This is a genomic window from Gardnerella vaginalis 1500E, assembly GCF_000263595.1.
Taxonomy (GTDB): Bacteria; Actinomycetota; Actinomycetes; order Actinomycetales; family Bifidobacteriaceae; genus Bifidobacterium; species Bifidobacterium vaginale_E.
Genome location: NZ_ADES01000011.1, coordinates 74147 through 100507 on the forward strand (window position 1 = coordinate 74147; position 26361 = coordinate 100507).

A 26361-nucleotide genomic window follows, 5' to 3' on the forward strand; every position below is an offset into this window, starting at 1 on the left:
CTATTAACTTTATGTTGAAACTAATCGTAGAAATAATTATTGGCGTTGCATGGGTTGCTTTTGGCGCGTACATGGCTAAAAAACCTAAAAACACTAAAGCGCATAAGACTGCCGATTATTCAAGCGATGGAAAGAAAAGCAGTCAAAATAATGATGCTGCTGATGCATCTGCCGATACTTCTGACGATATTTCTGCGGATGATTCTATTGATCAAGACGTAGTCATAGAAAGCATTGATGAAGATAATAATAGTGATGTTGTTGTTACTAAAGATGCTTCTAAAGACGATTCTAAAGACGATTCTAATAGTGAGAACAAAGATAAGACTTCTTCAAAGTTTGCAAAAAAAATAAAAGATTGGGCAGATTATTATAGTGATGATGGTGACCTCGGTGACCTCTTTAGTGATTTAGTAGAAGCTAAGAAAAAACTAGAAAAAGACGGTGATTTGCCAAAAAATAGCGATACTAGTGAGGATAGTGAAAGCAATACTAGCAATATTAGCGATAATAGTAAAAGCAATACAAGCGATAGCAAAAGCTCAAATAGCAAGGAGAGCCACTCTATGAAAATTGATTTTGATGTAAACAGATTTGTTGGAAAATCAAGAAAATGGCGTTGGATTTTTGCTGCAATCGTAGTAGCAATAGTTTTTATATGCGTAATTGTTTTTTGTCTTGCAAAGTTTACAACCGATTGCATGTGGTATGCTCAACTCGGCTTTGAAAGCGTAATCTGGATTCAGTTAGCTGCAAAAGTAGGTGTTTGGGTACTATACGCTGTATTGATGTCCGCTTTTGGCTACTTGTCTGCAGCTTTAGCAATTAAAGCTCGTCCGACTAATGCAGATGGGTCTTATATTCGCGTGCGTGGAAATGTTATTGACCTAAAGCATGGAATAAGCTCTAAAGTTGCATTACATGCTGCTGGTATTGTCTCACTAATTGTTGGCGCAATATTTGGTTTTCAATTCTACAATCACTGGGTGCAAATATTACTTATGTTCAACGCTCAGCCTTTCGGAATTAAGGATCCACAATTTGGAATTGACAATGGTTTTTACGTATTTGTGCTTCCAGGACTAAGATTGTTTGCAGGTGCTTTTGTTCTTCTTTTGGTATTATCTCTTATTTTCTCTATTGTTTCGCACTTGCTCATGGGCGGTATTCGCTTTACTATGCCTATTTATGGCAATGGAATATTGAATATTACTAACCGCGCTCGAAGGCAAATTGCAATATGGTTTATGCTTGTGATTTTATCTTGGGCAGTTTTGCAAATTTTAGACATGTTCTCTGTGGTAACTCTTGATGGTTCAAGAATTACTGGTGGATCATACACGGATATGAATGCTGGAGTGCCTGGAAGTATAGTTATGGCAGTTGTAACAGTTTTGGTTGGTGCTGTTCTCTCGTTTTGGTTTATGAAATCTCATGCACTTTCTGGTGAAGCTCCAATAGCGCAACGTTTTAAGAGTGCTGTTAAAGCTTGGAAAACTCCAACAATTGCTTTGGCTTCTTTAATTGCTTGCTCAATTGTTATATCTTTTGCTTGGCCTGCTCTTTTGCAGCGTTTTAAGGTTGCTCCTAACGCTCAGGAAATGGAAGCTCCTTATATTCAGCGAAATATTGATGCTACGAAGTTTGCTTATGGTTTGAATAATGTAAAGAAAGAATCGTATAACGCAACTTCTAAAGGAAAATCTGGAGCGTTATCTGCAGAAGCAGAATCTACTGCGCAAATTCGTTTGCTTGATCCTCAAGTTACTTCTCCAACCTTCCGTCAGCTTCAGCAATCAAAGCAATACTATACGTTCGCAGATACTCTTGCAGTAGACAAGTATGATATTGATGGAGTGAGTCAAGATACTGTTATTGCGGCTCGAGAACTAGATTTAGCAGGGAATGACAATCGTAACTGGGTTAACGACCATACTGTTTACACTCACGGCTATGGAATTGTGGCAGCTTATGGAAATAAAGTAACTGCAGACGGTCAGCCGCAATTTATGGAGTATGGTATTCCGACTCAAGGTAAACTTACGAAGTTGCAAAAATATGAGCCTCGTATCTACTTCTCTCCAAATGCGCCAGAATATTCCATTGTTGGTTCGCCAAAAGGCACAGCTCCGTGGGAGTTTGATTATCCAACTGGTTCTCAAGGTGCTTTAACTACTTTTAAAGGCAATGGTGGTCCTCGTCTTGGAAACTTCTTCTCAAAGCTGATGCATGCTATTCGTTTTGAGTCTGATCAGATTCTCTTCTCGGATCGTGTGACTGAAAATTCGCAGATTTTGTACGATCGAGATCCTAAGACGCGTGTGTCGAAAGTTGCCCCATACTTGACTTTGGATGGTCGCGTGTATCCTGCGGTTGTTGACGGTCGAGTTAAGTGGATTGTTGACGGGTACACTACTTCTGATGCTTATCCATACTCTCAAATGACTGATTTTGGCAGTGTTACTCAGGATTCAACTACAACAACATCTCGCTCAATTAAAGGATTAACTAATCAGCGTGCAAATTACATTCGCAATTCAGTAAAAGCCACTGTTGATGCATACGATGGATCTGTTGATTTGTATGTGTGGGATAAAAAAGACCCTGTGATTAAAGCTTGGCAATCAATATTCCCAGGTCATTATCATGATATTTCTAAGATTTCTGGCGATTTGATGAAACATTTGCGTTATCCGGAAAGCCTGTTTAAGGTTCAGCGTTATTTGCTAGCAAAGTACCATGTAGATACTGCAAGTCAGTTCTTCTCTGGCGAAGATTTCTGGCAGACTCCTGTTGATCCAACGGAATCTCAAAGTCTTCAACGTGATGATATTTTGCAACCGCCTTACTATTTGACTTTGCAAACTGGAGATGCAAAGAAACCAGTATTTTCACTAGTTTCTACATATATTCCTGCAGGTAAGATCACTCGCGAAATTTTAACTGGTTTCTTGTCTGTTGATTCAGATGCTGGAGATACTCCAGGAAAGATTGGAACGAACTATGGTAAGCTTCGCTTGCAAGAATTACCTAAGGTTTCTAATGTTCCAGGTCCTGGTCAAGCTCAAAACAACTTCAACGCTAACGCTAGCGTTTCTAAAGAGTTGAATTTGCTTGAATCTGGCTCTACAAAAGTTAAGCGAGGAAATTTGCTAACTTTGCCTCTTGGTGGAGGGCTTGTTTACGTAGAGCCTGTTTATGTGCAATCAAGTGGTTCTACAAGCTATCCGTTGCTTAAGAAGGTATTAGTTGCTTTCGGCGATCAGGTTGGTTTTGCGGATACATTGGACGAAGCTCTTGATCAAGTATTTGGTGGAGATTCAGGAGCTTTGGCAGGAGATGCGTCTAATAAACCTGGAGATAAATCAGATAAGCTTCAAATAAGCGAAGGTAGTAAAGATAGTAAAGATAGTAAAGATAGCAAAGATAGCAAGCGAAATTCTTCTAATCAAGCTTCATCTGCTAATTCATCTTCTCTAAATACTCAAGTAAAAGCTGCTCTTAAGCGCGCAGCTCAAGCGTTAAAGGATTCCGATGCTGCTATGCGTGAAGGTAATTGGGAAGCGTATGGCAAAGCTCAAAAGGAGCTAAGCGATGCTATTAGCGATGCTATGAAAGAAGAATCTGCAAAGTAGTAGAATTGCTGTTATTAATCCGTTACTATTTCAGTTTTATAGCTGAGATAGTAACGGTGTTTTGCTTATTACTGTTATTTTCTCAGATATTTGGCTGAGTTAGTAACGGTGTTTTAAAGCTGGTTGTCTGGATCTTCGTCATAGCTTACGGGGCCTAGAAGGATATTTTCGCAAGCATTGATAATAATCATAAGAATTGTAGTAAGAGCAATTATTGCGATTGTAGCAGAAAAAATAAGCGGAGTTCTAAACGAATTATAAGCAAACTGTAACCAAATGCCTAATCCGTTTCTTGCTCCTAAATATTCTGCTGTTGCTGCGGTTCCAAAAACGTATGCTGCGCTGATTCGAATTCCGCCAAAAATTTGTCGTGCTGCGACTCGTAGCTTAACGTGCCACAAAGTCCATGTTTGACTAGCTCCGCACGTTAAAGCAACATCGCTATAAAAGCTTGGTACGGCATCTAATCCGCGAATTGTTTGCACTGCAATAGGGAACATGCTAAAAATCATAACTATTGCAATTTTCCCAGACATTTCAAAACCAAACCAAATCAAAAAAATTGGTGCAATAGAAATAAGCGGCATGGTTTGAGCTGCGCATAAAAGCGGGAAAAGTGCAGATTTTATAAGTTTAAAAACGTGGAAAGCAACGCCTAAAAGAATGCCAACTAAAATAGCCAACGCAAAACCAATAAGTGTTTCCTGCGTTGTTATCAAAGCTGCCGGCCACAAGGTTGGTAAAGCTTCAACAGTGGCTTCTGCAATAGAAGTTGGTGTAGGAATCAAATTTTGTGATATTCCAGAATAGGTGCATGCTATTTGCCACAAAATAAGCAGAATTATTACGGATATTATAGTTGGCAGATACTTTAAAAGCATGCGTTTTAAACGCGATTGCGTCATATAAATTCAATTCCTTTCGCTTAAAAATGCGATTGCTGCCCCAATCGCCACAATAAAACGAGATTAGCACGTATATTCTATTAGAACCGCACAACTTAAGATGTACTTAAGTAAGTTTTGCTTATTTGTCGCTTATTTCGTGCATAATCTAAATGTTTCGTGAGTCAATGTGTGGCAAACCGCAGCAAAGTTTTTCTTTGCTCGGGGGCATTGAACGGCGCGGGCTAGGCCCTTAATACCGTTTTCTGCCAAGTCCGTGTCACTTTCCCAGAAGAACGGTACTAGAACAAAAGTAGGGAACTCATGAATATGCGTATTTTTAAGCGTACTCTTGCTGTTATTCTTTCTGTATGCTGTGCATTTTCTTTCTCGGCATGTGGGTCTACTAGCGCTAATAATAACGCTAATCTTCGCAAAGTATCTTTTATGCTATTTTGGGCGCCGGATACTAATCATATTGGTATTTATGTTGCAAAGCATAAGGGCTGGTTTAAAGATGCAGGTTTAGATGTAAATATTCTTGCTGTTGCTCAAACCGGTTCAGAGCATGCTGTAGATAGTGGTGCTGCAGACTTTGCGCTTAGTACTTTAACTAATGCTGCTGATTTCTCAACTAAGGGAGCGAATCTTGAGCAAGTTATGCAAGTTCAGCAAAAGCCAAGTGCAATATGGTGTTCGCTTGCAAAAAACAATAAGATTCATTCTCCAAAAGACTTTGATGGACGTACTTTTGCAACATTTGGTTCAGCTGAAGGTGATGCTGTTATTCGCAGAATGATTCAGCATGATGGTGGCGAAGGTAAGTTCGATAAAGTAACAGTTGGTACTTCTACATTCCGCACTCTTGAATCAGGTAAGGCTGATTTTGGTGGATTCTACGGCACTTGGGAAGGTGTTCAGTCGGAGATGTTTGGACCTAAGCTTCGCTGCTTTATGGAAGGTGATTATGGTGTTCCTGGCCAGCCGGACACTATTGGCATAATTACTAATAAGCGCACTATTGCTAAGGATCCTAAGCTTGTTCGCGCATTTGTTCAGACTGCAAAGCGTGGTTATGAATATGCTTATGCTCATCCGGATGAGGCTTCTGATATTTTGGTTAAGGAAGCAAAAGATGCAAATCTTGATCCAAAGTTTGTTAAAAGAAGCATGAAGATGATTGTTGACGGACAATATTGGGGCAATCGTGCCGATATTAAGAGTGGAAAGTTTGTTTTTGGCACTAGCGATGTAAAGGGAGCTCAGGCTTACTTTGACTTCTTGAGTAAAGAAGGCGCTTATACTGATGCTAAAGGCAAAGTAACAAAGAAAACTCCTCAAGCTAAAGATTTGTCCACAAACAAATTCTTGAAGTAATTTCGCCAATGGCGTAAGTCTTGGTAGAATGGTTTTCAGTATATGAGGGCGTATCGGGTAGTTGTGCATTTACGTCAACTACAATCGATACGCCCATTTCGTTGTTCTATCGCCTTTATGAATGGGAGTGGGTATACCATGGCGTCGGATTTTTGGCTTATTGCTGGATTAGGAAATCCTGGCACAAAATATGAGGGAACACGCCATAACATGGGTTTCATGGTTGCGGATGTGCTTGCTGAACGTTGGTCTGTGCAGTTTTCTGATCATAAAGGTCTTTCTAAACTCGGCAAAGGTGTTATGAATCTTGATGGTCGAACTGCTAAGTTCTTCCTTTCTAAACCATTGACATTTATGAACAATTCAGGAGCTGCTATTTCATCTATAAGCTCCTACTATCAGATTGAACCGGATCATATTGTGATCATTCACGACGATATGGATTTAGATTTTGGACGTATTAAAGTAAAATCTGGCGGTTCAGCAGGCGGACATAATGGAATTAAGTCTATTGATCGTTCTCTTGGAACACAACAATATGCTCGCGTTCGAATGGGTGTAGGTCACGCTCAGCGCGGTGCTCATGCACACGATAATACTGTTAATTGGGTGCTTGGAGGTTTTGCTGGAGCTCAAAAATCCGAGCTTCCAAACTTCTTAGCAGACGGAGCAGATGCTGCAGAAAGTGTTATTTTCCACGGGCTAGCAGAAACTCAGGAGCATTTTAATGGCCGCTGATAACAGGTCAATAAGAATGGTTGCAAAAAGCTTAAAAAATATTGAAACAGAAGAATCATCAATCAATTTGCATGATATTTTGCTAGATTTATGCAGTAAAGATGAAATATTTAGTGCATTATCGAAAAATAATATTGATTCAATTAACGAGTTTCAAAAAACTGCAGAAAGTGGCGAGCTTAATATTGCAGCGCCTCTTGGAGTGCGACCGGCTCTTGCAGCTTCTCTTGCAGAGAATATGCCTGTTGTTGTTATTGTTCCTTCTAGCAAAGATGCGGCAGATTTCACTGAATCTCTTCGTGACTGGTATAGGGGGAATCCGCAAGACGTTGCTCAACTAGAGGCATGGGAAACTTTGCCTCACGAGCGTCTTTCACCTCGCGCAGATACTGTTGCGAGCAGAATCTCAGTATTTCGTAGGCTTAAGCATCCAGAAGAAGGTAGTTCTTTATTTGGGCCGATTCGAGTTCTTGTTCTTCCTGTTCGATCTCTTATTCAGCCAGTTGTTTCAGGACTTGGAGACGTAGATCCGCTAGTTTTTGGGTGCGGAAAAGAACTTTCTATTACAGACGCAACTAAGCGGTTGGTGGAAAATGCTTATACGCGCGTTGATTTGGTTATGGAGCGCGGAGAATTTGCTGTTCGAGGCGGAATTATTGACGTATTTGCGCCAACAATGACACATCCAGTGCGTATTGAATTTTTTGGTGACGAAATTGACACAATGAAGCAATTCCATGCTTCAGATCAGCGCACATACGGAAATAATATTGAAAAACTTTGGGCAACTCCTTGTAGAGAACTGCAACTTACAGAGGAAATTTGTAAGCGTGCGCGTTCGCTTATTGGCAAAATTCCGAATGCTGATGACATGCTTGAATCCATTGCAAATTCTATACCGGTAGAAGGTATGGAATCCTTGCTGCCTGCATTGGTTGACAACATGGAATCAGTGCAAAACATGTTTTCTAAAAATGCTGTAATAATGCTATCTGATCCGGAAAAATGCCGAAGGGCAGCAGAAGATGTTACGTCCACTGCAAACGAGTTTTTGGCGGCTAGCTGGCATGTTGCAGCTTCAGGATTAGGTTCTGGCGCTCCTATTACTTTTGATCAAGCTAATTTCTTAGATTTTGACGAAACTGTTTCTGCACTAGAATTTTCTAATCATGATGTTTGGAAATTAACATCATTCGGCGTAGATGATACCCTTGCAGGAAATATCTCTTTACCTGTTAAAGCTCCTGAAGAATTTAGGGGAGATTCTTCGAAAGTTTCAGGCGGAATATCATCTCTTATAGATGACGGTTTTGATGTAACTATTACTGCAGCAGCTTCTGGTACTCTTTCTAGATTAAGAAGAGCTGTTAGAACAACAGGAGTTGCAAACTTTACTACAGTACGTTCTTCTTTAAGCGACGGTTTTATTGATGCAAAAGCGCGTATAGCTGTGCTCACAGAGCGCGATTTAACTGGTAAATCTTCTGCTTCAACACAATTAAAAACTCCAAAACGCAGGCGCAAATCAATCGACTTAATGGAACTAAAGCATGGAGATTTCGTAGTACACGAGCAGCATGGTATTGGTCGTTTTATTGGCATGAAACAGCGAAATATTGCAGTAACTGGTGGAACTGCAACTCGTGAATATTTAGTAATCGAATACGCGCCAAGTAAACGTAACGCTCCAGCAGATAAATTATTTATTCCAACAGATCAGCTTGATTTAGTTAGCAAATATATTGGTGCCGAAATACCAAAACTTAATAAGCTTGGAGGCTCGGATTGGGCTCAAACTAAGGCAAAAGCTAAAAAGCATGTTCACGAAATTGCGGAAAATCTTATTAAACTTTACTCCGCGCGTCAGCAGTCTCGCGGTTTTGCGTTTAGTAAAGATACTCCTTGGCAAAAAGAGTTGGAAGACGCATTTCCTTACCAAGAAACTGCCGATCAGCTGACAACTATTGATGAAGTAAAAGCAGATATGGAAAAACCAATGCCGATGGATCGCTTAATTTGCGGCGATGTTGGTTTTGGAAAAACTGAAATTGCGTTGCGTGCAGCTTTTAAAGCTGTTCAGGATTCTAAGCAGGTTGTTGTTCTGGTTCCAACAACATTGCTTGTTCAACAGCATTACGAAACTTTTACGAATCGTTTTGAAGGATTCCCAGTAAAAGTTGCTGCAATGAGTAGATTCCAAACTGCTAAAGAAATTGACGAAACTTTGAGCGGATTGCAAGACGGAAGCGTGGACGTTGTTATTGGAACTCATAAACTTTTGAACCCGAGTATAAAATTCAAAGATTTAGGTTTAGTCATAATAGATGAAGAGCAGCGTTTTGGCGTGGAGCATAAGGAAACGTTAAAAGCTTTGCGTACAAACGTCGACGTATTAAGTCTTTCAGCAACGCCAATTCCAAGAACGCTTGAAATGGCTGTAACTGGTATTCGTGAAATGTCTACACTTGCTACGCCTCCAGAAGACCGTCTTCCAGTTTTGACTTATGTTGGCGCTTATGAGGATTCGCAAGTATCAGCTTGTATTAAGCGAGAATTGTTGCGCGGAGGACAGGTTTTTTATGTTCATAACCGCGTAGAAGATATTAGTTCTGTTGCAAACAAAATTAACGAGCTTGTGCCGGATGCGCGCGTTGCTATTGCGCACGGAAAAATGGGTGAAAAGCAGCTTGATGCTGTAATTCGCGATTTTTGGCATAGGGATATTGACGTGCTCGTGTGCACTACGATTATTGAAACCGGTCTTGATATTTCTAATGCGAATACGCTTATTGTTGATCATGCCGACAGATTTGGTTTAAGCCAATTGCATCAGCTTCGCGGGCGAGTTGGGCGAGGACGTGAGCGCGCATACGCTTACTTCTTGTATGATCCAACTAAGCCAATGACTCAGCAGTCTCACGATCGTCTTGCAACTATTGCTCAGCACACGGCTTTAGGTTCTGGATTTGACGTTGCTATGAAAGATTTGGAACTTCGAGGAACTGGAAATCTTCTTGGTGATGAACAAAGTGGACACATTGAGGGAGTCGGTTTTGATCTCTACGTTCGCATGGTTTCAGAAGCTGTTGAGCAGTATAAGGAGCCAGAGCACGTTCAGCCGGTCTTGGTAACTATTGATTTACCTATTGAAGCTTCGATTCCGGTTGATTATATTGCTTCCGACAAGCTTCGTTTGGAGGTGTACCGTAAGCTTGCTTGCGCAAGTAATGATGACGATTTGAAGGATCTTTACGACGAGTTGTTGGATCGTTTTGGTGAGCCGCCGGAAGCGTTTGGCGCGCTGTGTGATGTTGCTCGCTTGCGCTTTAAGGCTCGAGAGCTTGGTATTACGCAAATTAGTTCTCAAGGAAAAACGGTTAGGGTAGTTGGTGTTGATCCAAAAGATTCTGTGCTAATGCGAATGCAGAGGATTTATCGCTCAATGCAATACCGTCCTGTTACTCATATGCTTATTATTCCAGCGCCTTTTGAATCTTCGCTTGGAACTAGCGCAATGAGCGAGCATGAAATACTTTCATGGGTGCGTCAACTTCTTGAAGATTTAGCTTGGTAAATTTGCTTGTGTTTATTTTATAAATAAAGGCGGCCGCTTATTTTGCAGTCGCCTTTATTTATTACTTTTTTGCGTTCTTACTGTAACGCTTCTCTAAGCTCATCTTCTATTTCACTATGATTTACAGGACGATTTTGAGCATCAAGATTCTCGCGATTAATATGCCATTGCTTATAAATCTCACCATTTTTAATCATAAGAATTCGGTCAGAAAGTCTCACAGCTTCCGCAATATCGTGCGTAACCATAAGCGTGCTCCAGCCGTATTCAGCTTGAAGCTTATTAAGCAAATCTTGCATATCGAATCTAGTAAGAGCATCCAAAGCGCCAAAAGGCTCGTCAAGCAACAATAATTCAGGATTTCTAACTAAAGCTCTTGCTAAAGATACGCGCTGCTGCTGGCCGCCAGAAAGCTGAGACGGCCACTTGTTATCGTAGTCTTCAAGCTGCATTTGGCAAAGCGCTAAATGCGCAATATCCTCAAGCTCTTGCTTACTTGCTTCCATGCCAAAAATAACATTTTTGCTCACAGAAAGCCAAGGTATTAATCTCGCATCTTGGAAACCAATAGCCTGACGACTTGTGGCGTAAATGCTACCTTCAGTAGGAGTAAGAAGTCCTGAAATTATTTTCAAAAGCGTCGTTTTTCCGCAGCCAGATCTTCCTACAAGAGAAACAAACTCACCTTGCTTGATGCTCATCGTAACGTTTTTTAACACGAAAGTAGAGTTATCTGCAGAATTATTTTCAGCATTTTTAATTGTGTTGCTACTTTCGGCGTTATTAAAAGAGATTCCAAGATTCTCCATAGTAACGCAGTATGTGTTATTTTTTTCGTTAGATGCAAGAGTTTGTGTGGAAGATTCTTTAGAAACTTCCACAGAATCGTTTTTTGCAGTGCGCTTTTGAAACATGTTCTTGAAACTAGTCATTGTTTATGAGTTAGTAGATGCTTATTTGCTGCAGTCCATTACAGAATCATCCAAATTCTTTGGAGTCTGCTTAATCAAACCGTACTTAACGTATTCTTTAGCCTGAACTTTCATCATTTCCAAGCCTTTAGCGTCGATTGGTCTAATTGTTGGATTATCAAACTTTTCAATCTGCTTAATAATCGTGTCAGATGCTCCAAGCTGCTTATAAGCGTTGCCAATAACATTCTTTTCTTTGTGAGACTTCTTTGCTTCGCGCACAAGAGCCTTATACATTTTCTTCACAAGCTCAGGATGCTTCTTAGCGAAGCTCTTGGAAACAATATGAATAGTAACGTTCATATTGCCATACTTCTTAGCGTTTACAAGCAACTTAGAACCAGGAGTAGTCATAGCTGCTGCAAGATTCTGGTCGAAGGAAGAAATTGCGTCAATCTGTCCAGAAGAGAAAGCAGCCTGGAAGTTTTTAGGGCTCATTTCAACTTTTTTAACTTTAGAAACGTCTAAACCGCTTTTATCGAAAGCGCGATGAAGCATGTAGTCGCCAGTGTCACCATTGTGAATAATAGCAACTTTCTTTCCATACAAGTCTTTTAAGCTTTTTACGCCGCTTTTTGCAGATGCTACAATTCCCTGAGAATCACCATTGTAGTATTCGAGTGCAAAAGCAACCCAAGGCTGACCTTCGGCAATAAGATCAATAAAACGGCCAGTTCCTGTAGTTGTTGCGTCTGCGCTACCGCTCATTACTGCAGTAAGTCCATCAACTGGAGTGTAAGGACCAGTGTAAGTGACTTTAGACTTTCCAAACTCTTCCTGCAAGAACTTTTCGTTCTTCAATGTAGTTAAATAGTTTGCTGTAGAAAGATAAGCAACACGCATAGTGCCAGTATCTTCTTTTGTAGAAGACGCGTTGCTTGAAGATTTCTGAGCGCTTCCGCATGAAGCTAGTGCAACTGCTGTGCAAAGAGCACACAATGCGCAAATAGCACGCTTGCTTGCGCTTTTTAATTTGAAATTAACCATAGTTGGCTCCTTTTTTGTGTTTATTATCTTGTGTTTCTTGTTTATTGTGTTTATTTTTAGGAAATTCTTCGTTCTGGCATGAATAAGTATTCGAAAATATTTGCCGTAATTTCGGATCCAAGACCTGCAATTGCGTACATAATTATGCAAGCCATCATCTGATCCGGCCTAAAGAATTGTTGCGCTCTCGAAAGAATATAGCCGATTCCAATAGAAGAATTAACTGTTTCGCAAGTAACTAAAGCAACCCATGCGACGGAAATAGAAAAACGCAATCCAGTCATAAAATTAGCAAGAGTTCCGCGCATAAAAATAGTGGTGAAAATAGTAGATTTTTTAATATGATAAGCCTTAGCTAGTTCAATAAGGCGAGGATCAATATTACGAACACCATCGCGAATATTTACATACATAGGGCCAAAAACGCCCACTGCAATAAGCATAATCTTCATAAGCTCATCAACGCCAAGAAAAATAATAAGAAGAGGAGCTAGAGCAGGGAACGGTATTGAACGTATCATGTGGCTAGGCTTGTTTATTATTGTTTCGCCTATTGCGCTTCCTCCAGAAAGAATTCCGGCAGGAAGTGCAAACGCAATACCCAAAAGAAGACCTGCAACAACCCTAAAAACGCTTATTGCAAGAGACGGCCACAGTATTCCCTCATTGTGTAAATCTACGAAAGCTTTAATAACTTCGAAAGGTGAAGGCAAAGCGCGGTTTTCAACAGGACCGAGTGTAATAATAAACCAGCAAAAAACTATAACTATTGTAGAAATCCAAGCGATAAAAGATTTTAATGGCTTATTTGCTTTTTTATTCGCTTGCTTCCTGTTTGCAATACACTCAGTTTTTCGCTCGCGAAAGTGGATATTCATCCGACATCCCTTCGATAGTACTAGCTATATCAGGTTCGACGGGTATATTCTCAGCAATATCCGCAAAATCATATGAATGCGCAAGTTGCACCCCGTGTCAGTTCGCTATTATGGCGCACGGGCATGGACAAAACGCACAAATTCGCGACACGTGAACGTTCTCGGCATAAACACTTGCAAATACAATGTAACGTCCATAAAACGCACTAGTCTTAAAAGAGTCATCACAACCCATAGGTATAAAGGAGTAGTTGTGGCAGCTATTGAAAGCGTATATGCACGCGAAATTTTGGATTCTCGTGGAAATCCTACTGTTCAGGTTTATTTGGAGACCGAAGATGGCGCTCAGGGTGTTGGTTTAGTGCCTTCTGGTGCTTCTACTGGTGAAGCAGAAGCTTGGGAGCGTCGCGATGGCGACAAGTCCCGTTATCAGGGCAAGGGTACGTTGGAAGCTGTTAAGGCTGTCAACGAAGTAATCGCTCCTAAGGTTATTGGCATGGATGCCACCGATCAGCGCGCTCTTGATGAAACAATGATTGAGCTTGACGGAACGCCAAACAAGGGCAAGCTTGGTGCTAACGCAATTCTCGGCGTTTCCCTCGCTGCTCTCTACGCTGCTGCTGAGTCTGCTCAGCTTCCGTTGTACCGCTACATCGGCGGTACCAATGGTCACATTCTTCCAGTTCCAAACATGAACATCATGAACGGTGGTGCTCACGCTGATTTTGCAACCGATATTCAGGAATACATGATTTCTCCATACGGTTTCGCAACCTATAGCGATGCTTTGCGCGCTGGTGTTGAGGTTTATCACACCTTGAAGAACGTTTTGAAGAAGGAAGGCTTGGCTACTGGTCTTGGCGACGAAGGTGGCTTCGCTCCAAAGATGAAGTCCAATGAGGATTCCTTGAAGTACATCATGGATGCAATCGCAGCCGCAGGCTACGAGCCAGGCAAGCAGATTGGTATTTCTCTTGACGTTGCTTCTTCTGAGTTCTACAACAAGGAAACTGGTAAGTATCGTTTCGATGGCGAAGAGCGCGAATCTGCTTACATGCTTGATTACTACGAGAAGCTCATCAACGAGTATCCAATCGTTTCCATTGAAGATCCATTCCAGGAAGAAGGCTGGGATGATTGGGCAGAAATCACCAAGCGTCTTGGTGATCGTTTGCAGTTCGTTGGCGATGATTTGCTCGTCACCAATCCAAAGCGTTTGGCTAAGGGTATTGAGCTTGGTGCAGCTAACTCCTTGCTCGTGAAGTTGAACCAGATTGGTTCCGTCACCGAAACCCTCGACGCTATTGAACTTGCAACCAAGAATGGCTTCACCTCTATGGTTTCTCACCGTTCTGGCGAAACCCCAGACACCACAATTTCTGATCTTGCTGTTGCTAAGAACACCGGCCAGATTAAGACTGGTGCTCCTGCTCGTGGCGAGCGTATTGCTAAGTACAACCGCTTGCTTGAGATTGAGGAAGAGCTTGGTTCTACCGCTCAGTACGCTGGTTACAGTGCATTTAAGGCTTGCAAGAAGTATATGAAGTAACTTTCTACTTTTAAGTAACTTAAATCTTCTTAAGTCTTTAAGTTTAAACGGTCAGTCGTGTTTTCGGCTGGCCGTTTTTTGTAAATATTTTTGAAAAAATCAAGACACGCAAAAAATTTTTTTGAATTTACTTTCATTCTCAGCATAATGGTGATATTTTTGTGAGAAACTCGAAACAGAAGGAGATGTTTCATTATGCGAAAAGTAGCAGTTATCGGTATGGGAAATGTTGGTGCAGCTGTTGCTCACCAGCTTGTTGTTGGTGGTTACGCCGACGAGTTATACCTGTATGACAAGAATGAAGCTAAGGTTAAGGCTGATGCATTGGATTTTGAGGATTCAATGGATAATTTGCCTTTTAATGTAAACATTACTGTCAATGATTACGATGCTTTGAAAGATGTTGAAGTTATCGTAAGTGCTATGGGTAATATTAGACTTTTAGACGTTCCAAATCCTGATCGTTTCGCAGAACTTAAACATAATCGTGTTCAAGTTGAAGAAGTTGGCGCAAAGATTAAAGCTTCTGGCTTCCATGGTGTTTTAGTTGATATTACGAATCCTTGCGACGCTATTTGCCAGCTTTATAAAGAAACAACTGGTCTTCCTTATGAAAAAGTTATTGGCACTGGAACTTTGCTTGATTCTGCAAGACTTCATCGTGCTGTTGGTAAATTCTTCGGAGTGCATCCAAAAGCAGTGAAGGGCTATAGCTTGGGTGAGCATGGCGATTCGCAGTTTGTTGCATGGTCAACAGTTAAGGTTCTTGAACAGCCAATTGCTGAGCTCGCAAAAGAAAAGAATATTGATTTGAACGCTGTTGATGAGGAAACTCGCCAAGGCGGCTTTACGGTGTTCTATGGCAAGAAGTACACGAATTACGGTATTGCTGCTGCTGCAGTTCGTCTAGTTCATGCTGTTCTTTCGGATTCTAAAGAGCAGATGCCTGTTTCGAACTATCGCGAGGAATACCATTCTTATCTTTCTTACCCAGCAATCGTGGGTCGCGAAGGTATTGTAAAGCAGTGCAAGCTTGATCTAACTGAAGAAGAATTGCAAAAGTTGCAGCATTCTGCAGATACGATCTTAAGTAAAGCTCAAGCAAAATAATCTAAAATAATCTAAAATAATCTAAAAGTAATATAGCGATGTAATATATCGAAATATTATAAAAGTAATCTAACGAAATAATTAGGTAGTAATGGTCAGTTGCTGTTTAGTAACTGACCATTATTATTGTGTTTTTCACGTCGAATACATCAAGTAATTTAGAATGTATGGTTATGAGGAAGCGCCGTACGAAAGCAGCAGGTGAAGAAACACAGTCACCGATGCAGCAGCGTCGACTATTTTCAGGACCGCTTGTTTTTCTACTCATGGTTTTTATAGTTACAGTTGGTTCAATTGAGTGCATTTCTACAGTTAGAAATTATGCTCTAAGTTTGGCTGAACTTCACGCATTGCAGCGCGAAGAAAGTACGTTAAAAGAGCAAAAACGTACACTCGACAATAATATTGAACGCTGGAAAGATAAAGCGTATATTGCAGCTCAGGCTCGAGATCGTCTTGGTTTTGTTTTTCCAGGGGAACAGGCAGTTAGAGTGGAGCATCCTGAAGCTGTAACAGGCACATTGCCTAATGCGTTTGCGCAGGAGAATAGCGAAACTAAGAATCGTACTGTTCTACCTTGGTATAGTGATTTGATGTATGCAATACACAAAGCAGACAAGCCAGATAATTTGCCATTGCAATAAAATTACAGTAAAGCTGTGCTGGGAAAAATAAATATGCCAGAAAGTTCAAATATTATGCAAAAAAATGACAATAATCATTACTCTCCAGAAGATGCTGTAAAGCGTTTACTTAAAACGCCAGCAAGCGATGCTGAACGTGCGATTGTTCAGAAGCAGCTTGGAAGGTTTCCGAGGGGAATGGTTGCTATTGGTGCGCGCTGCGTTTGTGGCCGGCCTCTTGCGGTTATAACAAGGCCGTGTTTGCAAGATGGCACACCATTTCCAACTACTTGCTATTTAACCAGTCCCGAAGCTGTAAAAGCAGTGTCTCATGTAGAAGCAAACGGTCTTATGCGAGAATTTAACGAATTGTTGCAGACGGACGAAGTTGTTAAGAAGCAGTATGAGCAGGCACATAAGTATTATTTGGCATTCCGTCATGCATTGGCTGTTTCGTTGGGAGATAGTGAAGAGCATATTAGTGATATGAGTGCAGGTGGTATGCCTGTGCGCGTGAAATGCTTGCATGCTTTGCTTGCGCAAACCTTGGTAATGGGCAAGGGTGTGAATCCTATTGGTGACATGGTGTTGGAGAGAATTAAGGATGAGTTTGATCCAAACGTGTGCCGTTGCACAACTCCATGGAGCGATGATTCTGATGCTGAAGAAACGGAAGTTGTTTCGGATGAAAAAAATAATAGAAAAAATGTTGGTAGTAATAGTGAAGAAAAATCTGTGACTGTTGCTGCAATTGATTGTGGTACTAATTCTATTCGTCTTAAAATTGCGCAAGTTTCCGAGCATGGAATGAAAGATATTGTTCCTAGAATGCTTCGTGTTGTTAGACTTGGGCAGGGAATTGATGAAACGCACCGCTTTGCGGACGATGCTTTAGCGCGAGTTCGGGATGCTGCGCACGAATTTGCGCGAGTTTTGAAAGAGCATCCGGTTGATGCGATTCGCTTCGTAGCAACTTCTGCAACGCGTGATGCTGAAAATCGTGAAATTTTTGAGCAGATGATGGTTGACGAGCTAGGTGTTCGACCGGAAGTTATTAGTGGTACAGAAGAGGCGGCGCTTAGTTTTCTTGGAGCTACAAGCGTTGTTTCGCGCGATGATTTGCAGCCACCGTATCTTGTAGTTGACCTAGGTGGGGGTTCTACTGAGCTCGTGCTTGGAGGGGATGGAGATAGTTTGCCTGTTCACAAGGTTGCTGCTGCATATTCGATGAATGTTGGTTCTGTGCGAATGACTGAGCGTCATTTGCATACTGATCCGCCTACTGAAGACGAAATCCAAGCTGCAATTGATGATGTTGACAAGCATATTGACGAAGCTTTCAAAGTTGTGCCTGCTGGTCGCGTGCGCACTATTATTGGCGTTTCTGGAACTGTTACTACAATGGCTGCATTGACAATGGGCTTGAAGCATTATGATCATTCAGCTGTTGACGGAGTTAAAATTGGGCTTGATCAGGCGTACGCGGTTAATAACCGATTTTTGCGCATGACTCGTGAGCGTAGGCGTTCGTATGCGACGATTCACCCTGGGCGTGTTGATGTTGTTGGCGGCGGAGCAGTGGTGTGGAGCCGAGTGCTTGAACGTTTGGCAAAAGCTGCGTATGAGGATCATGGTGGTGTTTTGGATACTTTTGTGGCAAGTGAACATGGTTTGCTTGATGGTATTACGCTTGATTTGGGGCGCAGACTGCTTGGCTTAGAACGCTGAGTTGTGTTTTTGACAAGTGTTTGGTGGAGTTGCATGTTTGAAGAGCGTTTAGTAAGTGCGTGTTTGTGTTTTCGCCACGCGCTGGCTTGTTCTTTGCAGTGATGTATGGCATAATAATTGATTGCTGCCTCTGTGGCGGAATTGGCATACGCATCAGACTTAAAATCTGACGCCCTTACGGGCTTGTGGGTCCGAGTCCCACCGGAGGCACGAACGAAGCGCTGAACAGTTTTTAGCTGTGCAGCGCTTTTTTATTAACGTTGAGAAATAATGGGTTATTTCGGGTTATTTCCCAAAATGTGGCGTTATAGGCCAAAAGTGCTTAAAGCTAATCTGATGAATATTATGCGGCATAGTCACAATCCAAACGCTGTTGTCAAACGATTTACAGTGATGTGCTGAGCGTTATCGTCTGCGCCAGCGAGTGCGTCCTTCGCCATTGTCGCTGCAAACCATAGGCACACCTTTTGTTGATACAGCTTCTACTTCTGGTCCTGAGTTGCAGAAAGAACCTGGATGAACAACTATTGCGCCTGAATTTTGTGCCGTCTGTTGCTGAGGTGTTGGTGATGGAGTAGGAGCTGGTGCTGGAGCAGGGGCTGGAGCAGGAGTCTGAACATGTTGCTGTGGTTCGTTCTGTGGTGCTGGTGGTGTTGGTGTTGGAGCAGGGGTTTGATTTTGTTTAGAATCATTGCCTGTGGTTTTATTTTTATCGCCATTATTTCCATTATTGGTGGTATTGCGATTAGTATTAGAACGCACTACTTTCTTTACTTTATTTTTTCTTTTACGATTAACGCGTTTGCGCTTACGCGTTGTAGTTTTCTTTTTGCGTTTTATACCATTTTTGGTGTTTTTGCGTTTCCGATTTTTCCGATTTTTCTTCTTTTTGCGAGTCTGATTTTTCTTAGACTTTTTGTTATCAGATTTTTCTTTATTTCGTTCTTCTGCCGTTAATCCGTCTTCGTCTACTACTTCGATGTGTTTCTTTGAATTTTTGTCCTTCTTATTTTCCTTTTTGTCACTTTTTTCATCCTTTTTTCCGTCTTTATTTTTACCTTTAAAAATCGATTTCCAAAAATTTTTAACTCCGTCAAACCAGGAACCTGAGGCAATCGTTTTGGTACTATTGTCAGATTTTTGAGTTGCTGCAATGTAAGAGTTTGCTTTATTTTCGCTAGCATACGCAGTCTCGGGAGCAGCAAATAGTGATGCTGACATTGTGAGAGTAATAAGTATGCCCAAAATAGTATTTACAATAGAGCGAGTTGTAGTTTTATGCTTCGTAACGCGCGTAATCTTCTTGCTCATAAGTTTCCTATCTGTAGTTTTGCAAGCTAGGTTATACTATATTCTATTTGATTGTTATTACGTATGTTTCGTTGCTGTTTTTTTTTTATTTGCGTGTTTTATTCTGTATAAAATTTTGACAAGTTGCATTAAATAAAATTTGGGTAGTGTGCACTTATTTTCGCTTACACGCTTATGTTGACAGCATGTGATTACATAGTTGTAGATACGATAGTTTAGCAATTTTGAACCCCGGCTTCGGCTGGGGTTCATTGCGTATAAGAGAAAATGCGAATGATATTGAGAAATAATATCGTTCCTGTATTTGACAGGAGGCTTAGCAAGTGCATAATCATAATGGTGTAACTTCAACTAGCGGCATTGATTTACACTCAAGAAGTGCCAGTGCCAGCGCAAGTACTACTACAAGCGCAAGTACTACTACAAGCGCAAGTACTACTACAAGCGCAAGTACGACTACAAACGCACGTACCACTGCCATCTCCAGCACCAAAACCAGCACCAACGCAAGCGACGTCAACATCACAACCAGTTTCAACGCCAACGCAGCTTCCCAAGCAGCCGCAATCCACGCAAGTCACACTCACCAGCATCGCTTACTTCTTACTCTTTCTCTTACTTCAATCGTATTTTTTGCCGAAGTAATCGGCTCTTTCCTCACAAATTCTCTTTCGCTTCTTATTGACGCAGGTCACATGCTTACGGATATTTCCGTTCTTGCAGCTTCAACTGTTACTGCAATTCTTATGCGCCGCCGTCCAAGCAGCAAGCGCACGTGGGGTTGGGCTCGTCTTGAGGTTATTACTGCTGCCGCCGGTGCTCTTATTTTGCTAATTGTTGGCGTATACGCTCTTGTTGAAGCTGGAATGCGTCTTTTTGGCAACGGTCACCAAGGCATTCATGATGTAAATCAACTGCTTTTCTTCGGCATACTCGGCCTTGCTGCAAACCTTGCTTCGCTTGTAATTCTTATGTCTCAATCGCAAGACAACATGAATATGCGAGCCGCATTCCTTGAGGTTATGAATGACGCTTTGGGTTCTGTGGCGGTTGTAATTTCCGCAATTGTTATGATGAGCACTGGTTGGGCTGGTTTTGATGCTCTTGCCGGCGCGATTATTGCTATTCTTATGATTCCGCGCGCTCTGAAGTTGCTTAAGAATGCTGTTAAGGTTCTTCTTGAACAAACTCCAGAAGGTCTTGATCTAGATAAAGTTCGTGAGCATTTAGAGCATGTGCCGCATGTTCTTGCAGTGCACGATTTGCATGCTAGTACCGTTTCTACTGGATTGCCTATTTTTATGGCTCATGTTGTTGTCGATCCTAACATGACTATGGCTCAATGCTCTCAGGTGCTTTCCCAACTTCAGGATTGCTTGCGTGAGCATTTTCCTGTTTCTGTTTCGCACACTACATTCCAGTTGGAGCCTGAAGGCTATACTACTTCAAGCGCTTCTGAGCATCACGAGTAATAGTTTGAAGCATTTAGCTACTATTTAACTGTGTTGCATTCATTTTTGAAGTAAAGTGTAAATATGCCCTTAAAAGAATTAATTGATAATCCACACAGCGAGCGTGTGCGTAGGCTTGTAGCGTTAAGCAAAGGCAACTCGCATGCTTCTAAGCGTTTTTTGGTTGAAGGTCCTCAAAGTGTTCGTGAGGCTGTTAGTTACGCTTCAGATTCAATAAGTGATATTTACGTTACTAAAGAGGTTTGCGTTAACAATGAAGAAGATGCTAATCAATCTTCTTCTTTGCAAGAAATTATTAAAGAAGCGTTATCTAAAGATTTATATGTTCATCCTGTTGAATCAAGTATTATGCAAAAAATAAGTTCTGATTCGCAAGGAATTGTTGCTGTTAGCGATGCGCAATTTTTAGATGAGATTTACGTAGGTGAGTTTAAGAATTTGCAAAAGTCTGTTAGTTCAGAAAACTTTGTGAATGCAGAAGGCTCTGAGCGCGTAGGCAATACAAATAATCCTCTTTTGATTGCAGCTTGCTGGCAGGTAAGAGATCCTGGTAATGCGGGTGCGATTATTCGTGTTGCAGATGTTGCAGGCTGCGATGCTGTTGTTTTTGTTGACGATTGCGTAAGTCGTTGGAATTCTAAGCTTGTGCGTTCGACTGCTGGCTCGCTATTTCATCTTCCTGTAGTGCAATTAAGCGTTCAAGACTGGTTTGATTACGCTAAAAAATCAAATATTCGCGTTATTGCAGCGGATATTTACGGAACTGATCAGCTGAAACCTGTGCCTTTCCCAAAGATTCTTGCAAATACTGAGCTTACCAGCTCTTCTTTAGCAATCTTATTTGGCAACGAAGCGCGTGGTCTTCCTCAAGAAATATTGCAGCAAGTTGACAATATTTCAATTATCCCAATCTACGGTAAAGCGGAATCAATGAACCTTGCAACAAGCGCAGCAGTAATGCTTATGGGCTTGGCTATGTCTAGTCATGAGCGAAAAATATAGCTTTGGGCAGTATTTTTAACAGTGTATAGAACATAATGAAACATGTGGATACGCGTAATACAGATAGGAAGGGTGCTGTGACCGATAATAAGCCATTCGACGTTAAAGCTGTAACTCAAGCAGTCAAAGAAGGTATTGCTCGTGCTGCTGCAGCTCAGAACATGGACGAGTTAAAGGCGGTGAAAACTCAATATGCTGGTGCTCAGTCAGTGATGACTCTTGCGAGCAAGGCTATTGGTTCACTTCCTGCAGATCAAAAGAAGGAAGTTGGCAAAGTAATGTCAACTTTGCGAGCTGATTTTGGACGTGCATTTGCTCAGGCTTCGGAGCGTGTTAAATCTGCTGAAGAAGCACGTATGCTTTCTGCTGAAACAGTTGATATGACTCTTCCGGTGAATCGCAAACCTCTTGGTGCTCGTCATCCGATAGCTCGTATTATTGAAGATTTTGAAGACTTCTTTATTTCTATGGGTTGGCAAATTTCTGCAGGTCCAGAAGTTGAAACTGAATGGTTTGATTTCGACGCGTTGAATTTTGGTCCAGATCATCCTGCTCGCCAAATGCAAGATACTTTCTACGTTCAGGGAAATCAAGCCAAGGATGCTGCAGGCTTTGTTGGTTCAAACATGGTTTTGCGCACGCAGACTTCTTCTGATCAGGTTCGCGCATTAATTGAGCGTGGAGTTCCTCTTTATATTGCTTCACCTGGTCGCGTATTCCGAACAGATGAGCTTGATGCAACTCACACTCCAGTATTCCACCAGTGTGAAGCTTTAGCTGTAGATAAGAACTTGACAATGGCTGACTTAAAGGGCGTTCTTGACCGTTTGGCTGTTGCAATGTTTGGTCCAGATGCTAAAAGCCGTTTGCGTCCTAGCTACTTCCCATTTACTGAGCCTAGCGCTGAGCTTGATTTGTGGTTCCCAGATAAAAAGGGTGGCCCAGGTTGGATTGAATGGGGTGGCTGCGGTATGGTCAACCCAAATGTTTTGAAGTCTGCAGGTTTAGATCCGCAAGTTTACACTGGCTTCGCTTTTGGTGTTGGTTTGGAACGCACTTTGCTGCTTCGTCACGATATTAACGATATGCATGATTTGGTTGAAGGCGATAAGCGCTTCGCACAACAGTTTGTAATGGGGGAGTAAAACTCATGCCAATGGTAGATATTGACTGGCTTAAAGATCATGTTGAAGTGCCAGAAGGTTTAACTTACGAGCAGCTTGCTAAGGATTTAGTGCGCGTAGGTTTGGAAGAGGAAGAAATTCATACTTCGCAGGTCACCGGCCCAATTGTTGTCGGCTATGTAGTAGATGCCACTGCCGAACCGCAGAAAAATGGTAAAACTATTAATTGGTGCCATGTTGATGTTGGTGAAGAGTACAACGATGTTGATGAGAACGGTAAGAAAGTTCCTCGTGGCATTATTTGTGGCGCTCCAAATATGGCTGCAGGTGAAAAGGTTGTTGTAACTCTTCCTGGTGCTGTTCTTCCTGGTGATTTTAAGATTGAGCCTCGTAAGACTTATGGTCATATTTCTAACGGAATGTGCGCATCTGAGCGTGAGCTTGGTTTAGGAGATAGTCATAACGGCATTATTTTGCTTCGCGAATATGGATTCTCTAAAGCAGAATATGATGCTCTGAAACCTGGCGATGATGCTATGGAATTGCTTCATCTTAATAAGCCAATTTTGGAGATTAATATTACTCCAGATCGCGGTTACGCTTTTTCATATAGAGGTGTTGCTCGCGAGTACCATCACTCAACCGGCGCATCTTACACAGATCCTGTAGTAGCTCTTAATGAGCAAGCTGCAAAATTTATGGACTCTCAGAATCATAAATCTGCAGATATTCAGGTAAGCATTGAAGATACGAACCCAATTCACGGTGTTGCTGGTTGCGATCGTTACTATGCTCGTGCTGTTAATAATTTCAGCTCTGATGCTAAAAGCCCTCACTGGATGCAGCGTCGTTTAACTCGTGCAGGCATGCGTAGCATTTCTCTTGCTGTTGACGTTACTAATTACGTGATGCTTGACTTAGGTCAGCCTTTACATGCTTACGATTTGGATAAAATTGAGGGTCCTATTGTTGTTCGTCGTGCGCGTTCTGGTGAACATCTTACGACTTTAGATGGTAAGGATCACGAATTGCACGTTGAGGATTTGGTTATTTGCGATTCTCCTCGTGGAAATCAAGGCTCTCGTATTCTTGGTTTGGCTGGCGTTATGGGTGGCATGTATGGCGAAGTAACCAGTGAAACTAAGAATGTTTTGATTGAAGCAGCTCACTTTGATCCTGTATCTATTGCTCGAACTGCTCGTCGTCATAAGATTCCTTCTGAGGCTTCGCGTCGCTTTGAGCGTGGTGTTGACACTGAGTTGCAACCTGCTGCAGCTCAAATGGCTGCAAACCTTTTGGAGCAGTTTGGTGGTGCTAAGCCATCTTCTTATCCAAATGATGTTAATAATACTCAGTCTCGCAATGTGATTGTTTTCAAAGCTGATGAAGTTAAGCGTGTTGCTGGTCTTGATCTTGATTTGAACCGTATTAGTGACATTCTCACCGATATTGGTTGCTCTGTTGCAGGTGGTGGAAATGGTTCATTCTCAGTTCTTCCCCCAACTTGGCGTCCAGATTTGAATGAGCCTTGCGATTTGGTTGAAGAGATTGCTCGACTTGTTGGTTACGATGAGATTCCTGTTAAAGTACCTGCTGTTCCTATTGTGGGAAGAACTGGTTTAACAGAAAAGCAGGCAACTCGTCGCGCTATTGCTTATGAACTTGCAGAAATGGGCTTAGTTGAATCTTTAAGCTACCCATTTGTTGGTGAAGAAGATATTAAGGCCTTCCGAAAAGATGTTGATGAAGTTGACAAGGTAAGTGTTCGTATTGCTAATCCTTTGGCAGGAGATCGTCCTTGGCTTCGCAGATCAGTTCTTATGACTTTAGCTGGAACTGTTCGTCGTAATCTTCGTCGCGGCTTAGATAATATTTCAATGTATGAGCTTGGTCATGTTTACTTTAGTGATCCAAACGCTCCTGCAATTCCTGCTCTTCCTGGTTCTGTGCGACCGTCTAATGCGGAACTTGCTGCATTAGATGCAGGTTTGCCGGATCAGCCTTTGCATGTTGCTGCTCTGCTTACCGGTCATGCTGAAGAAACTGGCTGGCTTGGCACTCATCGCGATGTTGACTGGAGTGATGCTGTTGAAGCAGTTCAACGTTTAGCTAAGCGCATTGGTGTTCAATTCGTGTTAGATCAATTTAACGCTGAGGATGCTCCTGTTTCTTGGCATCCAGGTCGCAGTGCTAGCGTTTGTGTAATTGCTGAAGACGGCTCTAAAGTGTCTATTGGTGTTGTTGGCGAATTGCATCCTCACGTGTGCGACGCTTTGGATCTTCCAAAACATTCTGCAGCGTTTGAGCTTGATTTGACTTCTTTGTTTAACAATATGCAAATGAAGCCAGTTCAGGCTAAGCCGATTTCTACATTCCCACCAGTTAAGCAAGATTTTGCGTTCACTGCTCCTGTTTCGCTGAAGGCTCAGGTTTTGCAAGATGCAATTGAAAAAGCTTCAGGCGATTTGTTCGAATCTGTTGAGCTTTTTGACGTGTATGAAGGCGAGCAGTTAGGTGAAGGTTTGCGATCTCTTGCATATTCTGTAACCTTTAGAGCTGCAGATAGAACTCTTTCTGGTGAAGAAATGGAAGCAGTTCGTAAGGAGATTACAAAGTCTGCTGCAGCATTGCACGCAACTTTGCGCGTATAAGACTGTATTAAATAAGCATAATGCGATTGTGATTTCATGTTTTATTGGTTTCACAGTCGCATTATTCTGTTGTTATAACAAATTTTTTGAAATAAATTTCATATTTCGTAGATATTTACACATGTAATCGTATATATTTATGTATAAATGTTTTTTATGAAAGGTTCTGTAAAAAATTATGGTTAATTCTAGGCAGGATGCTGAAATAGATGATGACGGAGATGTTGTTTTTAAGCAACAACGTCCCTCTACAAAAGCTGCTAGATTAGATGCTATTGAGCAGGCTTTGTTGTCTGAGGTTATTACGTCTCAGTCTCAGCTTTCTAAGGTTCTTGCTCTCCACGGCTTTAATGTTACTCAAGCTACTTTAAGCCGCGATTTAGATGAGATAAATGCTGTTAAGATTCGTTTAACCGACGGTAGGATTGCCTACGTTTTGGGGGATGGCACTGGAAATCGTCATGCAATGGATACTGTTCGTATAGATCAGCAGGTTGCTCGAACGTTATCTGGTCTTGTTACGGAAGTTGCTCACGCAAATAATATTGTTGTGATTCATACTCCATCTGGAGCTGCACAGTATGTTGCTAGCGTTATAGATCGCCAGCCTTTGAAGGGTATTTTGGGCTCTGTTGCAGGAGATGACACTGTTATTATGGTTTGCGTTTCCAATGAAGAAGCGGAAGAAAGAGCAAACTGGATGCTTACTGTTGCATCTCGCTAATTATAGAAAAATCTTAGTCGAAA

At 41.7% G+C, this 26361-nt stretch carries 18 protein-coding genes, 1 tRNA gene and 1 riboswitch; of the genes, 14 read left to right on the forward strand and 5 right to left on the reverse strand.

Annotation, left to right across the window (positions count from 1 at the left end):
• The first annotated feature begins 11 nt into the window (after positions 1-11).
• Positions 12-3635 (forward strand): UPF0182 family protein, encoded by a 3624-nt coding sequence (locus CGSMWGV1500E_RS03005; RefSeq protein ID WP_004128076.1) that lies wholly within the window; start codon positions 12-14, stop codon positions 3633-3635.
• Positions 3636-3748: 113 nt separating this feature from the next.
• On the opposite strand, the gene CGSMWGV1500E_RS03000 is transcribed toward CGSMWGV1500E_RS03005, so the two are convergent.
• On the reverse strand, positions 3749-4540 hold the full coding sequence (locus CGSMWGV1500E_RS03000) for an ABC transporter permease (RefSeq protein ID WP_004128079.1): 792 nt from the start codon (positions 4538-4540) through the stop codon (positions 3749-3751).
• 303 nt (positions 4541-4843) lie between these two features.
• On the opposite strand from CGSMWGV1500E_RS03000, the gene CGSMWGV1500E_RS02995 reads away from it, so the two are divergent.
• The 3 genes from CGSMWGV1500E_RS02995 to mfd all read left to right on the forward strand — a co-directional run bounded on the left by CGSMWGV1500E_RS02995 (position 4844) and on the right by mfd (position 10208).
• Entirely contained in the window at positions 4844-5896 is a 1053-nt protein-coding gene (locus CGSMWGV1500E_RS02995) for an ABC transporter substrate-binding protein (protein ID WP_004128081.1), read from the forward strand.
• Positions 5897-6034: 138 nt separating this feature from the next.
• On the forward strand, positions 6035-6634 hold the full coding sequence (gene pth / locus CGSMWGV1500E_RS02990; RefSeq protein ID WP_004128084.1) for an aminoacyl-tRNA hydrolase: 600 nt from the start codon (positions 6035-6037) through the stop codon (positions 6632-6634).
• A complete protein-coding gene (gene mfd, locus CGSMWGV1500E_RS02985) occupies positions 6624-10208 on the forward strand; it encodes a transcription-repair coupling factor (RefSeq protein WP_004128088.1) in 3585 nt (1194 codons plus the stop codon). Before pth ends, mfd begins: the two co-directional genes overlap by 11 nt.
• Positions 10209-10285: 77 nt before the next feature.
• Here mfd and CGSMWGV1500E_RS02980 read toward each other — a convergent pair whose 3' ends face one another.
• The 3 genes from CGSMWGV1500E_RS02980 to CGSMWGV1500E_RS02970 form a co-directional block, all read right to left on the reverse strand.
• Positions 10286-11140 carry an ABC transporter ATP-binding protein gene (locus tag CGSMWGV1500E_RS02980; protein ID WP_004128091.1) on the reverse strand — a complete coding sequence of 285 codons (855 nt, stop codon included), beginning with the start codon at positions 11138-11140 and terminating at the stop codon, positions 10286-10288.
• A gap of 21 nt (positions 11141-11161) precedes the next feature.
• Entirely contained in the window at positions 11162-12166 is a 1005-nt protein-coding gene (locus CGSMWGV1500E_RS02975; protein WP_004128093.1) for an ABC transporter substrate-binding protein, read from the reverse strand.
• Between the two features lie 56 nt (positions 12167-12222).
• Positions 12223-13044, reverse strand: coding sequence for an ABC transporter permease (locus tag CGSMWGV1500E_RS02970; RefSeq protein WP_004128096.1), 822 nt, complete (start codon positions 13042-13044; stop codon positions 12223-12225).
• Positions 13034-13149: riboswitch (TPP riboswitch) on the reverse strand. It overlaps the preceding gene by 11 nt.
• 148 nt (positions 13150-13297) lie before the next feature.
• On the opposite strand from CGSMWGV1500E_RS02970, the gene eno reads away from it, so the two are divergent.
• From eno to CGSMWGV1500E_RS02945, 5 genes are all read left to right on the forward strand, one after another.
• Positions 13298-14593: a phosphopyruvate hydratase gene (gene eno, locus CGSMWGV1500E_RS02965; protein WP_004128100.1), complete on the forward strand. Its 1296-nt coding sequence runs from the start codon at positions 13298-13300 to the stop codon at positions 14591-14593.
• Positions 14594-14788: 195 nt separating this feature from the next.
• A complete protein-coding gene (locus tag CGSMWGV1500E_RS02960) occupies positions 14789-15703 on the forward strand; it encodes an L-lactate dehydrogenase (protein WP_004128103.1) in 915 nt (304 codons plus the stop codon).
• Between the two features lie 167 nt (positions 15704-15870).
• A complete protein-coding gene (locus CGSMWGV1500E_RS02955) occupies positions 15871-16347 on the forward strand; it encodes an FtsB family cell division protein (protein ID WP_004128105.1) in 477 nt (158 codons plus the stop codon).
• Between the two features lie 54 nt (positions 16348-16401).
• Positions 16402-18054 carry a DUF501 domain-containing protein gene (locus tag CGSMWGV1500E_RS02950; protein WP_050543268.1) on the forward strand — a complete coding sequence of 551 codons (1653 nt, stop codon included), beginning with the start codon at positions 16402-16404 and terminating at the stop codon, positions 18052-18054.
• A 126-nt stretch (positions 18055-18180) separates the two neighbouring features.
• A tRNA-Leu gene (locus tag CGSMWGV1500E_RS02945) sits at positions 18181-18264 on the forward strand.
• Positions 18265-18459: 195 nt separating this feature from the next.
• On the opposite strand, the gene CGSMWGV1500E_RS02940 is transcribed toward CGSMWGV1500E_RS02945, so the two are convergent.
• The gene (locus CGSMWGV1500E_RS02940; RefSeq protein WP_004128110.1) at positions 18460-19365 is read right to left on the reverse strand and encodes a hypothetical protein; all 906 of its coding nucleotides are present in this window, start codon (positions 19363-19365) and stop codon (positions 18460-18462) included.
• 479 nt (positions 19366-19844) lie between these two features.
• On the opposite strand from CGSMWGV1500E_RS02940, the gene CGSMWGV1500E_RS02935 reads away from it, so the two are divergent.
• From CGSMWGV1500E_RS02935 to CGSMWGV1500E_RS02915, 5 genes are all read left to right on the forward strand, one after another.
• The gene (locus CGSMWGV1500E_RS02935; RefSeq protein ID WP_032843505.1) at positions 19845-20837 is read left to right on the forward strand and encodes a cation diffusion facilitator family transporter; all 993 of its coding nucleotides are present in this window, start codon (positions 19845-19847) and stop codon (positions 20835-20837) included.
• Positions 20838-20900: 63 nt separating this feature from the next.
• Positions 20901-21839 (forward strand): TrmH family RNA methyltransferase, encoded by a 939-nt coding sequence (locus CGSMWGV1500E_RS02930; protein ID WP_004128114.1) that lies wholly within the window; start codon positions 20901-20903, stop codon positions 21837-21839.
• A 35-nt stretch (positions 21840-21874) separates the two neighbouring features.
• Positions 21875-22984 carry a phenylalanine--tRNA ligase subunit alpha gene (pheS, locus tag CGSMWGV1500E_RS02925; RefSeq protein WP_050543263.1) on the forward strand — a complete coding sequence of 370 codons (1110 nt, stop codon included), beginning with the start codon at positions 21875-21877 and terminating at the stop codon, positions 22982-22984.
• A 5-nt stretch (positions 22985-22989) separates the two neighbouring features.
• Positions 22990-25614 carry a phenylalanine--tRNA ligase subunit beta gene (gene pheT / locus CGSMWGV1500E_RS02920; RefSeq protein ID WP_004128116.1) on the forward strand — a complete coding sequence of 875 codons (2625 nt, stop codon included), beginning with the start codon at positions 22990-22992 and terminating at the stop codon, positions 25612-25614.
• Positions 25615-25792: 178 nt separating this feature from the next.
• Positions 25793-26338 carry an arginine repressor gene (locus tag CGSMWGV1500E_RS02915; protein WP_004128117.1) on the forward strand — a complete coding sequence of 182 codons (546 nt, stop codon included), beginning with the start codon at positions 25793-25795 and terminating at the stop codon, positions 26336-26338.
• Positions 26339-26361: the final 23 nt, after the last annotated feature.